Here is a 13,588-nt window from a genome sequence, read left to right as displayed (position 1 = left end):
GACCGCGATGGAGTCCTACGTCGAGCGCCCGCCGGTGCCGGAGCTGGCCCGCGCGGTGCGGACCGTCTGGATCCAGCGCACCGGCGTGACGGCGTACGTGCAGCGGCACCTGCCGACGGGCGGCGTCGAGATCCACTTCCCGATCGGCGGCCCGCCCCAGCTGGTCGGCCCGCTGACCGGCCCGGAGATCGAGGTCATCCCGGCGCACGCCACCATCGTGGGCGTGCGCTTCCGGCCGGGGACCGCGCCACCCCTCCCTGCGGTGCTCGACGACCTGGTGGACCAGCGCCTCGGCCTGGCCGACCTGTGGGGACGCGCGGTGGACCGCCTCGTGGCGGCGATGGCCACGGCCCTGACCCCCGAGCGGGCACTCATGTTGCTGCAGGCCCACCTCCGGCGGGAGTTCCGAGGCCCCACCCGCACGGATCCGGTGGTGGTCGAGGCCGTGCGGGCGCTGATGCCGTGGCACCCGGTCAACATCGACGCCCTCGCCGGGCACCTGGCGCTCTCCGCGAGCCAGCTGCGCCGCCGCTGCCTGCACGCGGTCGGGATGAGCCCCAAGGTCCTGCAGCGGACGTTGCGGTTCCAGGGTTTCCTCGCGCTGGCCCAGGCAGGCGCCACCGCGTCCGGTCGGCGGGGCGCGGACGGCACGGCAGGCCTGGCGATCGACGCCGGGTACGCCGACCAGGCCCACCTCAGCCGGGAATGTCTCCGGCTGACCGGCCTCACCCCGCGCGGACTCCTCGGCGGCGACCTCGACCGCTGCGCCTGCGGCCACGACCACGCCGCGTCCTACCAGCCGTTCCTCGTCACCCGCGGCAGGCCACCACTGCGGGTCTGACCCTGCGCGATTCGTTCAAGAACCCGGCGCCGCCTCGCTCGTACTGTCCGTGGCGTGCCCGACCTGACCGCGCTCCGCGACGCCATCGACGGCGACGTGTGCACCCCCGGCTCGCCCGGTTACGACACGGTCCGCCGCCCGGCCCACGCCGCCTGCCCGCGGGTGTCGCCCCGGCTCGTGGTGCGGTGCCGCTCGGTCTCCGACGTCGTCGCGGTCGTGCGGTTCGCGACGGCCACCGGGGACCGCGTCGCCCCGCGGGGCGGCGGGCACTGCTTCGCGGGCCGGTCGTCGACGGACGGGATCGTGCTCGACCTGTCGGGCCTCGACGCCATCTCCGTGGCCGAGGACGGCGTCGCCACGATCGGCGCGGGTGCCCGGCTCGGGCAGGTGTACGCGGCGCTCCACCCCCTCGGCCGGACCCTGCCCGCCGGGTGCGGTCCCACCGTCGGCATCACCGGGCTCACCCTCGGCGGCGGGATCGGCCTGCTCGGGCGCGAACACGGGCTGACCTGCGACCGCCTCGTCGGCGCACAGGTCGTGCTCGCCTCCGGGACCGTCGTGGACACCGACCACGAACCGGAGCTGCTGTGGGCGCTGCGCGGTGCGGGCGGCGGCCAGTTCGGGGTGGTCACGTCGCTGCGGTTCGCCACCGTCCCCGAGCCGGTGACCACCCGGATCGAGGCGCACGTCCCGCTCGACGACGTGGTCGGCGCCTGGCAGGCCTGGGCACCGGACGCACCGGACGGCCTCACCGTCAACCTCACGCTCGTCTCCGAGCCTGGCGCACCGGTCCGGGCCGTCCTGTTCAGCGCAGCCACCCTCGGCGAGGACCCGACCAGGACGCTGCTGCGGGAGTTCACCGGTCGCCCGGTCGAACTGCGCGGCGGCCTGCCCGTCCACGAACTGAAGCGCGGCTTCGACGACCTGCCGGCGACGACCGGGCGGATGCGGTCGGAGTTCTTCTCCCGCGCGCTGTCCGGCCGCACCCTGGCGTCGCTGCTGACCCAGCTCGGCGAGCCGAGGAACGCCGGCCGCAGGCAGCTCACGTTCACCGCGATGGGCGGCGCCTACAACCGGGTCGCCGAGGACGCCACCGCGTTCGCGCACCGCGGCGCACGCTTCCTGCTCGAGCACGCAGGCGAGGCGGCCGACCCGTGGGTCGACCGGTCCTGGGCGACCGCCCACACCAACGGGTCGGGGTGGGTCTACCCGAACTTCCCCGACGCCTGCCTCGACGACTGGGCCACGGCGTACCACGGGGCCAACCACCCGAGGCTGACCGCGGTCAAGCGCGTCTACGACCCGCACCGGTTCTTCGACTTCCCCCAGGCCATCTGAAGGAGCGACATGAGCAAGGTCATCGCCGCACACCGGCAGGCACCCGAGATCAGCGCGAAGAAGACGTTCGTCACCACGGGCACCGCGGCGGCACGCCAGGCCGCCGGGAACGAGGACGCCGCCGTGCCGGGCGTGTCCCACCACGAGGCGGTCCGATGATCCTCGTGACCGGTGGGCTGGGCATGATCGGCGCCCACACCGCCCGCGCGCTCGTGGACCTGGGGCACGAGGTGGTCGTGACCGGGCACCGCAGGACCGAGGTCCCGTCGTTCCTCGCGGGCCGGGTGACCGTGGAGTCGTTGGACGTCACGGACCGGGACGCCTTCCTGGCGCTGGCCGGCCGGCACGAGATCAGCGACATCGTCCACCTGGCGGGCAGCATCCCCGGCGAGGACCCGGTCGGGTTCTTCCGCACGGACCTGACCGGCCTGCTGAACGCGCTGGACGCCGCTCGCGCGTGGGGTGTGCGCCGGTTCGCGGTGGCCAGCAGCCTCGGCGTCTACATCGGACAGTCCGAGGTGCCGTGGCACGAGGACCTCGCGCTGCCGACGGCGGACCTGCCGCACCTGATCATCGCGTTCAAGAAGGCGGTCGAGCCGCTGACCACGCACAGCCTGGCGGGCAGCGGTGTCCAGCCGGTGGTGCTGCGGATCGGGACGATCTGGGGTCCGCTGGTGGATCCGGAGTCGCCGTTCTTCCCCATCCCGCCGTACCTCAGCGCGGTCCTCCGCGGCGACGAGCCGCCGCCGCTGCACGCCGACGACGGCGGCGACGTCTGCTACGCCCCGGACGCCGGGCGCGCGATCGCGCTGCTGACGACGACGCCGACCCTGCGGCACGACACGTACAACGTGTCCAGCGGCCGCCCGTTCACGAACCGCGAGTTCGCGACCGCCCTGAACGCGAGCGACCTGCTGCCCGGCGGGCAGCAGGGCCCCCACCTCGACATCACCAGGCTGACCGAGGACACCGGCTTCACCCCGGCGTTCGACGTACCGGCGGCGGTCGCCGACTACGTCGCCTGGCGCGCCGACAACCCTCGCTGAAGGAGCAGACATGCTGAACCCCGACGTGCGCCGCGTAGTGGACGGCGCCTCGATCGCGCACCTGGCCACGGTCCTGCCGGACGGCGCGCCGCACAACGTGCCGGTGTACGTCGGCACGCACGGCGACCGGATCGTCTTCATGACGGGCCCGGACACCCGCAAAGCCCGCAACCTCCGCCGCGACCCGCGGCTGGCCTTATCCATCGCACCGGCGGACAACCCGTTCGAGCCCGTCGCCGTCCGGGGCCGGGTCGTCGAGTGGCTGGACGGCGACGAGGCGTGGGACATCATCGACGGGCTGGCGATGAAGTACACCGGGATGTCCTACCCGCGGGACCTGGAACGCGTGGTGGGCGTGATCGAACCCGAACGCCAGACGGTCGGCATCGGCTGAGTCCTCGCCTGCTGGTCGGTCTCGGGGTGATTCCAAGGATGTCCTCGCCGGACGGGCAGGTGCGTCCCCCTTGTGAATCGGCCGGATGCCAACCCCCACCCTGTCCCGGGGGCGTCCCGCCTTGCCAGTCTATCAGTGGGTGGCTTTCGAAGCCAGCCCCATGGGTCCAGCTGTGGATAACTTCCTGGACTCTTCGACGGGGTTGGCAGAGAGGGGTTGGGCAGAGTCAGCGGCGGCGGCCTCGGAGCAGAGCCAGTAGTGCCGTGAGCGCCGCGGTCAGGCTGCCAACCACCCGGGACAGTTCCACCGCTCGGGTCACGTGGCCGGAGTCCGGGGTGCGGCCTTCGCCCAGGATGGGGCGTTCTTCCACGCCGTGGCGGTAGACCGTGCGGCCGCCGAGGCGGACTTCCAGCGCACCCGCGAACGCCGCCTCCACGCGACCCGCGTTCGGGCTCGGGTGGGCCGGGGCGTCTCGGTGCCACGACTGCCACGCGCCGCGCCACGAGCCGCCCACCACCGGGGCGCCCGCCACCGTCAGCGCGGCCGCCAGGCGCGCCGGGGCCAGGTTCAGCAGGTCGTCGAGGCGCGCGCTGGCCCAGCCGAACTTGCGGTACCTCGGCGACCGGTAACCGACCATCGCGTCCAGCGTGTTCACCGCTCGGTAGCCCAGCAGGGCCGGGACGCCGCCGACGGCACCCCAGAACAGCGGCGCCACCACCGCGTCGGACGTGTTCTCCGCGACCGACTCGACCGCCGCCCTCGCCAGGCCTTCCGCGTCGAGGGTGCTCGGGTCGCGGCCGCACAGGTGGGGAAGGCGGTCACGGGCCGACGGGAGGTCGCCCGCGTCGAGTTCGCGGCCGATCGCGGCGCCCTGCACCGCCAGTGAGCGGCCGCCCAGGACCAGCCACGTCGCGGCGGCGGTGGTCAGGGTCTGCAGTACCCGGTTGCGCCTGCCTGCGCGTTCGATCGCCACGCCCAGTGCCACCACGCCGCCGCTCAGCACCGCCGCGTGCACGACGCCCGCGAGCCGGTCGTCGCGGTACAGGACCTGCTCCACCCGCTGCGCGACCTGACCGAACCCGGCCACCGGATGCCGTCTGCGCGGGTCGCCGAACGTCCCGTCCGCGGCCACCCCCAGCAGAAGTCCGACCGCGCGCGCCACGCTGACCAAACGAGCCACCCCCTCCGTGCGGACGACACCGTAGCGCAGCCGCACTGGTTCGATGAGAGGCATGTTGCGAGCACGCAGGCGGGGTGTGTTCCGGCGCGACTACGAGATCGAGTCGGACGGTGGACCCGTCACGACACTGGCGGGCGCGCGCCGCGAAGGCTGCGCCTACGCCCTCGACAGCGCCGAGTACCGCGTCGAACGCGACGGCCGGAAACGGTTCGTCCTGCACGGTCCGGGCGGCCGCGTGGCCACCGCCGAGCGCATGACGCGTCGCGAGTGGGCGGTCCGGGCGCAGACCGGCAACGTGCAGCTCGTGAAGCCGTCGATGTGGCGGTCGGGGTGGGAGATCCACCAGCGCGGCTCGGCGCGCGGCACCATTCGCCACGACGGGGTGTTCAGCCGGTCCTTCGCCGCGGACCTGCCGTCGGACGTGCCGCTGCCGGTGCGCGTGTTCGCGCTGTACGTGGTGCTCGTCAACTACGAACGCGAAGCGAACGCCGCGGCCGGGGTCTGACGTGGTTGGATCCACCCGTGCTTGTCATGGAACGGCAGGGTGCGGTCACTTTCCTGATCTCCGAAGGCAGCCGTGAGGTCACCTCGTTCACCCACTTCGCGCAGACGCCGTGCGACATCGACGGAATCGCCTACTGGCTGACGCGCGAAGGCCGGGAACGGTTCTGGCTCGAAGGGCCGACCGGGACCGTCGGCGTCGCGCACCGCGCCGGACGCGGCGAACTGCTGATCAGCTGCCACCCGCACGAGCTGTACCTGCGGCGCACGGGCCGGTTCTCGCGGCGCTGGGAGCTGCACGAAGGCGAGCAGGTCGTCGGTTCCTGCCGCTCCACCACGTTCAGCGGCGAAAGCGACCTGCCCGCGCACCTGCCCCTGCCGCTGCGCGTGTTCGCCTTCTACGTCGTGATCGCGACGCAGACGATCGAGGGCGGGCTCGCGATCTGGGCCTAGTCGGCCAGCGCCCAGCCCTTGATCATCTGGTACGCGATCGACGTCGGGCCGGGGAGCTTGAGGTCGGGCAGCTCCGTGACCAGCGCCTCCCGCACCGTCGCGCGGGACACCCAGCGAGCTTCCTCGATCTCGCCGTCCGCCGGGTGCAGTGGCGCCGTGCCGTCGGTGACGGCCGTGAAGCCGACCATGATCGAACGCGGGAACGGCCACGGCTGGCTGCCGAGGTAGCGGATGTCCGACACCGCGACGCCGACCTCCTCCGCGATCTCCCGCGCGACGCACGCCTCCAGGGACTCGCCGGCCTCCACGAAACCCGCCAGCACCGAGTACCGCGCCGGCGGCCAGATCGGTTGGCGGGCAAGGAGGACGTGCGAACCGTTGACGCCCACGCCGTCGTGGACCAGGCAGATCACCGCCGGGTCGGTGCGCGGGTACTCCTCACGGCCGCAGTGCGGGCAGTGCGTCGCCCAGCCCGCGTTGCGGCGCTCGACCGCCGTGCCGCAGTTCGCGCAGAACTTCGCCCGCGCGTGCCAGCTCACCAGCGCGACCGCCGTCGTGAACAGGCCCGCCGCCGTGTCCGACAGCAGTGCGCCGGTCGTGCGTAGGTCGTGCCACTCCTCGCCGTCCTTCGACGCGCCGCTCCACAGCCCCCACGCCGAGTCGGGCGACGGCACGCCCTCCTGCAGCTCCTCCTCGAAACGCACCGCCCAGTAGCCGACGCCGTCGGCTTCGCCGAGCAGCGCCGCGTCCGGTGGCAGCTCGCCCGTGGTCGGCCGCGGCGCCAGCTCGGTCGCGCCAGCGCGGACCGGCGTGCGGCCCTTGCGGTCGACGAGGATCACCAGCCCGGTCTCCCACAGCTTCGCCAGGCGGTCCGGGTCGGTGCGCACCGGCTCATCACGGTCCACAGTGGACCGTGAGAGCCGGGGCACCTCCGCGAGCTGAAAGGGCTCCGTCACTCGACGACGCCACCCAGGGATCGCAGTGCGGGCAGTTGTGCCCCGTCGCCGACGACCACACCGGTGAACCTGGTGGGCGAGAAGAACTCCCGCGCCGCCTCGGCGATCTGCTCGGCCGTGACCTGCGCGAGCCGGTCCGGGTGCTCGACCAGCCAGTCGGTGCCCAGCCCCAGCGGCGCCAGCGCGGCGAGCTGCGACGCGAGCCCGGTCTGCGACGCGGTCGAGATCAACAGCGACCCGATCGCGTACTGGCGGACGGTGTCGACCTCCTCGGCCGTCGGCGGCACCGCGCCGAGCCTGCCCAGCTCGTACCGCATCTCCAGCAGCGCGGGCGCGGTGACCTCGCTCGCCGTGTCCGCGTCCACCAGCAGCGTCGCGCCGCGCACGGTGAACTCCAGCGACGACCGCGCGTGGTAGGTGTAGCCCTTGTCCTCGCGGATGTTCTCCACCAGCCGCGACGAGAAGAACCCGCCGTAGGTCAGGTTCGCGAGCTGCAGCGCCGGGTAGCGCGGGTCGGTGCGCCGGATGGCCTGCGCCGACAGTCGCAGCTGCGACTGCACCGCACCGGGCCGCGGCACGAACAGCACGTCGCCGCCCACCACGTCCGGCAGGTCCGGCAGCTCGACGGCGCTCTTGTCGGACGACCAGCCGGCCAGCGCGGCGCCGATCTTCGCGATCACCGTGTCCGGCGCGATGTCGCCGACGAACACCAGCACGGAACCACGTGGCAGCACCGACTCGCGGTGCATGGCCCGCACCTCGTCGGCGGTGACGGTCGCGACGTCCGCTGCTTCCGGCGTCTCGCGCGTGAACGGGTGGTCGCCGTAGCGGTGCCGCTGCAGCGCCTCGCGCGCGATCACGCTCGGCTGCGACCGGGCGACGGCGATCCGCTCCACGAGCCGCGCCCGCTCGCCCTCGACCTCCTCGTCGCGGTACGCGGCACCGGTCAGCGCGTCGGCCAGCACGTCCAGCAACGTGTCCAGGCCGCTCGCGAGCGCGTTGCCGCCCATCGCGAGCCGCTCCGGGTCGACCCCCGCACCCAGCTCGCCGCCGACCAGCGCGAGGTCGGTGTCCATGGCGACGCGGTCGCGGCGCTGCGTGCCGGTGAGGATCGTGGCGGCCAGCACCTCGGCGATCGCCGAGTGCCGCCGGTCGGTGCCCGCGAACGGGATCCGCAACCGCACCTCGGCCATCGGCACGGTCGGCTGGTGCACCGCGATGACCCGCAATCCGTTGTCCAGCACCGTGTCGACGGACGTCAGGCCGGTGGCGGAGCGCTGGTCACCGAGCTCGGGGAGCGGCCGAGGGCCCTTCTCGGTGCGGCCGATCTCGGCAGCAGTACGAAAAGTCACTTCTCTCCTCCTGCGGGCGACACGATCAGGACCGCGCGCGAGTCGGGGCGCAATCCCTTGGCGGCGGCGGACACGGCGTCCGGCGTGACCGCCGACAGCCGGTCGGTGAGCTGGTACACGAGACCGGGGTCGCCGTAGAGCAGCTCGAACGAGCCGAGTGCGAGCGTGCGGGACACCAACCGGTCGTGCTCGCGGTGCAGGCCCGCGACCCAGCGTGCGACCACCTTCGCCAGCTCCTGGTCGGACGGCGCGGTCGTGGCGAGCTTCTCCAGCTCGTCGTCGACCGCGGCGAGCACCCGGTCCTGGGTGACGTCCGGTGAGTGCACGGCCGTGATCGTGAACGTGTCCGGGTCGCGTGCCTCGAACGGGCCGAACAGGCCGCAGGCCGCGTTGACGTCGGTGACCAGCGGCTCGCGCAGCACCAGGCGCTGCTGCAGCCGGGACGCGTCACCTTCCGTGAGCACCGACGCGAGCACCAGGTTCGCGAGGTAGCCGTCCAGTTCGGCGATCGGGTCCGGCATGCGGTAGCCGATCGCGAGCGCGGGCAGCGGCGCGTGCGGGTCGACGTGCTCGGACTCCAGCTGACCGGCGGGCCTCGGCTCACCGAACGACGGGCGGTCCGGCGCGGAGCGCGCGGGCACGTCGCCGAAGTGCCTGTCGATCAGGTCCCTGGTCCGCTCGACGTCGAGGTCCCCGGCGACCGTCAGCACCGCGTTGGCGGGCGCGTAGTAGGTGTCGAAGAACTGCGCGCAGTCGTCCAGGTTCGCCGACTCCAGCTCGGTGAAGTCGCCGTAACCGTTGTGGGCGTTGGGGAACGTCTGGTACAGCACCGGCGGCAGCAGGATCCACGGGAACCCGCCGTACGGCCGGTTCAGCACGTTCAGCCGGATCTCTTCCTTGACCACGTCGATCTGGTTCGCCAGGTTCTCCGCGGTGATCTTCGGCGCCCGCATGCGGTCGGCCTCGAGGAACAGCGCCCGCTCTAGCCCGGCGGACGGCAGCACCTCGAAGTAGTCGGTGTAGTCGGGGTGCGTCGAGCCGTTGAACGTGCCGCCGGAGGACTGGACGTGCCGGAAGTGGGCGAGCTTCTCGAGGCTCTCGCTGCCCTGGAACATGAGGTGCTCGAAGAGGTGCGCGAAGCCCGTTCGGCCCTCCGGCTCGGAGCGGAACCCCACGTCGTAGTGCACGCTGACGCCCACGACCGGTGCCGTCGGATCGGGGGCGAGCACCACGCGCAGACCGTTGGGAAGCGTGAACCGGGTCAGCTCGTTTCCTGGCATGTCCGCAGCCTACGTGGCCCCACCGACACTCGGCGCCCGACTCGTCCCGACTTGATCAGCCGGCGGAACCGGTCAGCGCCGCCTGCCCGGACTCGTCGGTCTTCACCCGCGCCCACGACCCGTCGGCGAAGTGAACGGCCAGCCAGCGGGGTCCGCCGCGGAACTGCGGAACCAGGGGCTGCTTCCACTTCTCGACCCGCGCGAGCACCGCGCGCGGCGCCTCGTAGGGGCTCTCCAGCACCGCGTCGCCGGGCCGTTCGTGCAGCGGCGGCCGCCGTACGCTCTTGGCGAACTCGGCCGCCGACGCCGAGACGAACTTCCCCAGCCCGCGCAGCGCGCCGCCGACCGACCGCTCCTCTTTCACCGCGTTGAACGCGTCCTCGGACGCCGTGCCCTTCGCGCGGTCCCGCAGCCGCAGCACGGCGAGCCGGTGCGAGGTGACCACCAGCCACGTGTGTTCGGTCGACAGGGCCTGGTACAGCCCCACCGCCGCACACGCCGGGTGGTCACCGCGCACCGCGACGTACTCCCCCGCCGACTCGCTGAACAACGCGTCGAACGCCTTCTCCACGCGCCCGGTCGGGTGCCCGTTCTCGTCCAGCCCGCGCACCCGGTACACCTCGCGGTCCAGCTCGGTCGCGACCACCAGGGCCTGGATGACGTCGCCCCGCAGCCACTCGTTCGTGGCGCGGGCGCGGACGAGCGCGGTCTCAGCTGAATCCACGGTCCATCGCTTCTCTGTTGTCCTCGTTCCGCTGGTTCTCGCCGGTGGCCTCCTCGCCCGCCTCCTGCAGCGCGGTGTCGGTGGCCAGCTCGGTCCCGCTGTTCAACGCCGTCATGCCCGGTGTGGTGCCCGTCAGGCCGGTGGCGCCCCGGACCAGCATCGACGCCGGGTCGAGGAACCGCAGCGCGCGGTTGACGCCCAGAGCCCGCGCACCGGTCCGCACCAGCAGGCTCTGCGTCTTCAACGCCTGCTCGATGGCCGTCTTGATCCGCTTCAGCGCCTGCAGCGCACGCACCAGCCACTGCAGCGCCTTGCTGATCTGCATGAGGATCCGCGACAGCGTCACCGAGAACCGCGCGACCGTCACCGACCACGCGGCCGCGACCGAGGAGCCGAACGAGATCGCCGACGTCGCCAGTGCCGCGAGCCACGTGATGATCAGGCTCTCGACCAGCTCGCGGACGATGTCGACGAGGATGTCCCACAGGCCCTCGAAGAAGTCCACGACCTGGTTCAGGTGCTCCTTGAGCTGCAGGCACGAGTCGGCGAGCGCGCGCAGGCCGTCCTGGAACTCGGTCTTCTGCTTGTTGTGCGCGGCCTGCGCCGGGCCCTCCCAGTACGTGGCGAGCGACTCCTGCTCGGACGCGTCCGCGTCGGCGAGCGACCGGACGAACCCGGACATCCGCTCCCACCCGGCCGCGGTGGCCCGCATCTGGTCGGGGTCGCCGGTGACCTGCTCGAACAGCGGCCGCAGCGGGTACATGCACCACTCGACCAGGAAGCCGAGACCGTTGTCCCACAGCCCCTGCATGGGGTGCTGCAGCAGCTGGTCGACGTCCCGCTTCGCAGAAACGCCTGCCACGAACACCTGGGGCAGCGACTGCGCGTTCTGGAAGTCGCCGACCGAGTCGCCCAGCTTCTGCGCGGACGCGGCGGCGTCCACCTTCGGGGTCGCGGCGTCGAGCGGGCCCACGGACGTGAAGTCGCCCTTCGGCAGCGCCTGTTCGAGCTGGCCGAACCCGTCGACGATGTCGACCTCGATCACGCCGTACTGCTCGGCGGACGCGGCGAGCCGCTCACCGGCGTTGCTCAGGTAGTCGGCGGCGTTCCCGACGTTCTCCCGCACTCCCGTGACCATGTCGTCGTAGCCGGAGAAGAACCCGGCGTTCACGCCGATCAGGCCGAAGCAGTCCTCGGTCGCCTTCGCCTGCGCGATCTGTTCCTCGAGGCCCCTGATCACCTCGGCACGCTGCTCGTCGTAACCGGCCTTCTGCCGCAGCGCGCTCGGGTGGACGGAGAAGTCACCACTCATGGCTGCCTGCCGAACACGTCGCCGGCGTCCTCGTCGTCATCCGCGCGTTCGGGCAGCCCTGGGATGTCCGGCATCTCCGACTGGGCCGCGGCCAGCGCCTCGTCGTACCGGTCCCCCACGATCGGCCGCACCGCGGCCGTCAGCTGTGCCGCGGCGTCCGCACTGGCCCGCCGGATGGTGTCCACAACGGACTGCTGCAGCTGCAGTGCGGTCCCGGTCATCACCCGCTCGTCCAGCTCGAGCGACACCAGCGCCCCGCCTGGCGCGACCACGGCCGACACCAGACCGTCCGCGCTGCGCGCGCTCCCTCGCGTGGTGCTCACGACGGTCCGCAGGTCGGCGGCCTCTTCCAGGGCGCGCTCGTTCTGCTCCTCCGCACCGCGCAGCCACTCATCAGCGCTCGACACGATTTCCCTCCCGCTGGCCCCGAACAGAAATCCCCGCGGCTCACCGAGCCAGGGCACTGTCCAAAGCCAACAGAAAAGCCGCGAACCGCGCAGGGAATTCGGAAGAATCGCCGGACTCGTACCAGTAGATGCCGGGTGTGCCGTCGGCGCCCGAGTCGAGGTCGGTGAACCCGCGGACCCACCCGTCGACCTCGCCGAGCACCACCGCGTACGGCAGCGACCGCGACAGCACCATCTCCCGGTCGGCGGCCGGGATCGTGGCGGCGTCGGTGGTGCGCAGGTAGTTCAGCAGACCGCGAACCTGTTGCACCAGAACGGAACCACGCTTGGTCCTGGCGGGCATCAACCGCGCGCCGAGCGCGAGGCCCAGCCCGCCGACCACGAGCGCGAGCCCCAGCAGCGCGTGCCCCACGGTCAACGCCAGCACCACCGTGGCGGCCACCCCGACGACCGCGAGCAGCACGCCGACGAGTGACCACAGTGACCGGTCGTGGTCGGGCCGCCGCACGAACCACTGCCGCTTCACGACATCCGTGTACAGCGCTTCCCGGATCACGGTCAGGTCGACGCGCAGCGCGGTGAGCGGCACCTCGGCCGCGTCGCCCAGCACCTGCTGGTAGACCGCCCGCTCGTAGTCGGTGAGCGCGGCGTCCGGCGGGTTGCGGCGCACCAGCACCCACTCGGTGCCAGGGGTCGGCCCGGTCTCCCGCACCGACAGGTAGTTCCGCACGGCGAGGTCGACCACGGTGGCCGTCACGTCCGCGACGTCCACGCGCTCGTCGACGACCGTGCCGACCTGCCCGGGCAGCACCCCGTCCGGCGAGGCGAACGCGACCCGGCCACCGTCGCCGGTCATCAACAGCTCCACGGACCCGACGTCACCGGCGAGTGCCCGCGCGTCCCGCCCCCTGGCCAGCCACAGCAGCACGAACCCGCCGATCAGCAACAGCACGAGCGCGCCGAGCCCCACACCGCTCGTGGTGGTGAGGGCGAACGCGCTCGCGGTGCCGATGTCGTCGAACCGGGCGTTCGCCCCGACCGTCCCCGCTGGCAGGGTCACGGTCAGGTCGACGCGTTCCCCGGCGGGCAGTCCTTCCTGGACGACCCGCAGCACCTGTGAGGAGTCGGTGAGCGCGGACCGGCACGGCGAGTCGGACCCGAACGCCCCCGCCAGGCACACCACCGACTCCGGCTGGTCCGGCGCGATGAACGAGGCACGCAGCAGGCGCACCTTCGTGTCCCAGCCGCTCGCCACCTGCCAGCGCACCTCCTGGTGCCCGGCGACGTCGGTGACCGCACCGTCCACTGTGTACGTGACGGTGGTGGCGCCCTCCCCGAGCGTCATGACGAACTGGTCGCCGGTCACCTCGGTCGAGCCGTTGCCGTCGACCCGCACGTCCCGGATCGAGAACACGCGGTCGCGGTCGTCACCGGCCTGGATGCGCAGCGGCGCGTGCCGCGTCATCGTCTTGCGGGCCTGCACGAACACCTGCTCGGTGACCGACAGGCTCCCGTCGCGCTCCACCTTCAGCGCGATGTTGATGCTCTCCGGCAGCAGCGGCCTGCCGATCGGCGGCCGGTTGCCGGCACTGGTCGGTTCGCTCGGCTTGGTGGGTTTGAGATCCCCGAGGTCGCCGGACGGCGGCGGGTTCCCGCTCGGCCACTTGAGCGTGGGCACGGCCGACGGCGGCGCGGGCACCGACGGCAGGGTCGGCTGTTCCTCCGCCCCTGCCCCCGAAGCCAGTCCTACCAGCGCGCACGCGGCCAACGCCGCCGCGGGAATCCCCCACTTCGCCAACACGCC

Annotated in this window: 15 protein-coding genes; 7 read left to right on the top strand and 8 right to left on the bottom strand. The window is 72.5% G+C overall.

Annotated elements, in window-relative coordinates:
* Positions 1-7: 7 nt before the first annotated feature.
* From FHR82_RS37875 to FHR82_RS37855, 5 genes are read left to right on the top strand one after another with little or no spacing between them, the layout of a single operon-like run.
* Positions 8-841 (top strand): helix-turn-helix domain-containing protein, encoded by an 834-nt coding sequence (locus FHR82_RS37875; RefSeq protein WP_184815435.1) that lies wholly within the window; start codon positions 8-10, stop codon positions 839-841.
* A gap of 54 nt (positions 842-895) precedes the next feature.
* Positions 896-2,179, top strand: coding sequence for an FAD-binding oxidoreductase (locus FHR82_RS37870; protein WP_184815433.1), 1,284 nt, complete (start codon positions 896-898; stop codon positions 2,177-2,179).
* 9 nt (positions 2,180-2,188) lie between these two features.
* Positions 2,189-2,338, top strand: a complete 150-nt coding sequence (locus FHR82_RS37865; RefSeq protein ID WP_184815432.1) for a hypothetical protein — start codon at positions 2,189-2,191, stop codon at positions 2,336-2,338.
* Positions 2,335-3,225 (top strand): NAD-dependent epimerase/dehydratase family protein, encoded by an 891-nt coding sequence (locus FHR82_RS37860; protein ID WP_184815431.1) that lies wholly within the window; start codon positions 2,335-2,337, stop codon positions 3,223-3,225. Before FHR82_RS37865 ends, FHR82_RS37860 begins: the two co-directional genes overlap by 4 nt.
* A gap of 10 nt (positions 3,226-3,235) precedes the next feature.
* On the top strand, positions 3,236-3,619 hold the full coding sequence (locus tag FHR82_RS37855; RefSeq protein WP_184815430.1) for a TIGR03618 family F420-dependent PPOX class oxidoreductase: 384 nt from the start codon (positions 3,236-3,238) through the stop codon (positions 3,617-3,619).
* Between the two features lie 226 nt (positions 3,620-3,845).
* Here FHR82_RS37855 and FHR82_RS37850 read toward each other — a convergent pair whose 3' ends face one another.
* Positions 3,846-4,853, bottom strand: coding sequence for a cobalamin biosynthesis protein (locus FHR82_RS37850; protein WP_184815428.1), 1,008 nt, complete (start codon positions 4,851-4,853; stop codon positions 3,846-3,848).
* On the opposite strand from FHR82_RS37850, the gene FHR82_RS37845 reads away from it, so the two are divergent.
* Together FHR82_RS37845 and FHR82_RS37840 are read left to right on the top strand one after the other, a co-directional pair.
* Positions 4,852-5,304, top strand: coding sequence for a hypothetical protein (locus FHR82_RS37845; protein WP_184815427.1), 453 nt, complete (start codon positions 4,852-4,854; stop codon positions 5,302-5,304). The two genes, FHR82_RS37850 and FHR82_RS37845, sit on opposite strands and share 2 nt — an antisense overlap.
* 17 nt (positions 5,305-5,321) lie before the next feature.
* Positions 5,322-5,753 carry a hypothetical protein gene (locus FHR82_RS37840; RefSeq protein WP_184815426.1) on the top strand — a complete coding sequence of 144 codons (432 nt, stop codon included), beginning with the start codon at positions 5,322-5,324 and terminating at the stop codon, positions 5,751-5,753.
* On the opposite strand, the gene nudC is transcribed toward FHR82_RS37840, so the two are convergent.
* The 7 genes from nudC to FHR82_RS37805 are packed head-to-tail and all read right to left on the bottom strand — an operon-like array spanning position 5,750 to position 13,585.
* Positions 5,750-6,709 (bottom strand): NAD(+) diphosphatase, encoded by a 960-nt coding sequence (nudC, locus tag FHR82_RS37835; RefSeq protein ID WP_184815425.1) that lies wholly within the window; start codon positions 6,707-6,709, stop codon positions 5,750-5,752. The genes FHR82_RS37840 and nudC overlap by 4 nt on opposite strands.
* Positions 6,706-8,061 (bottom strand): M16 family metallopeptidase, encoded by a 1,356-nt coding sequence (locus FHR82_RS37830; protein WP_184815424.1) that lies wholly within the window; start codon positions 8,059-8,061, stop codon positions 6,706-6,708. The genes nudC and FHR82_RS37830 overlap by 4 nt, the downstream gene beginning before the upstream one ends.
* Entirely contained in the window at positions 8,058-9,341 is a 1,284-nt protein-coding gene (locus FHR82_RS37825; RefSeq protein WP_184815422.1) for a M16 family metallopeptidase, read from the bottom strand. Before FHR82_RS37825 ends, FHR82_RS37830 begins: the two co-directional genes overlap by 4 nt.
* 55 nt (positions 9,342-9,396) lie before the next feature.
* Positions 9,397-10,065 carry a hypothetical protein gene (locus tag FHR82_RS37820; RefSeq protein WP_184815421.1) on the bottom strand — a complete coding sequence of 223 codons (669 nt, stop codon included), beginning with the start codon at positions 10,063-10,065 and terminating at the stop codon, positions 9,397-9,399.
* Positions 10,052-11,377, bottom strand: coding sequence for a WXG100 family type VII secretion target (locus FHR82_RS37815; protein WP_184815420.1), 1,326 nt, complete (start codon positions 11,375-11,377; stop codon positions 10,052-10,054). Before FHR82_RS37815 ends, FHR82_RS37820 begins: the two co-directional genes overlap by 14 nt.
* The gene (locus FHR82_RS37810; protein WP_184815419.1) at positions 11,374-11,784 is read right to left on the bottom strand and encodes a YbaB/EbfC family nucleoid-associated protein; all 411 of its coding nucleotides are present in this window, start codon (positions 11,782-11,784) and stop codon (positions 11,374-11,376) included. The genes FHR82_RS37815 and FHR82_RS37810 overlap by 4 nt, the downstream gene beginning before the upstream one ends.
* Positions 11,785-11,824: 40 nt before the next feature.
* Complete coding sequence (locus FHR82_RS37805) at positions 11,825-13,585, bottom strand: DUF2207 domain-containing protein (protein ID WP_184815418.1); 1,761 nt, start codon at positions 13,583-13,585, stop codon at positions 11,825-11,827.
* Between the last annotated feature and the right edge of the window lie 3 nt (positions 13,586-13,588).

The organism is Actinophytocola algeriensis (genome assembly GCF_014203735.1).
Lineage (GTDB): Bacteria > Actinomycetota > Actinomycetes > Mycobacteriales > Pseudonocardiaceae > Actinophytocola > Actinophytocola algeriensis.
This window is presented reverse-complemented; position numbering and strand designations above follow the sequence as displayed.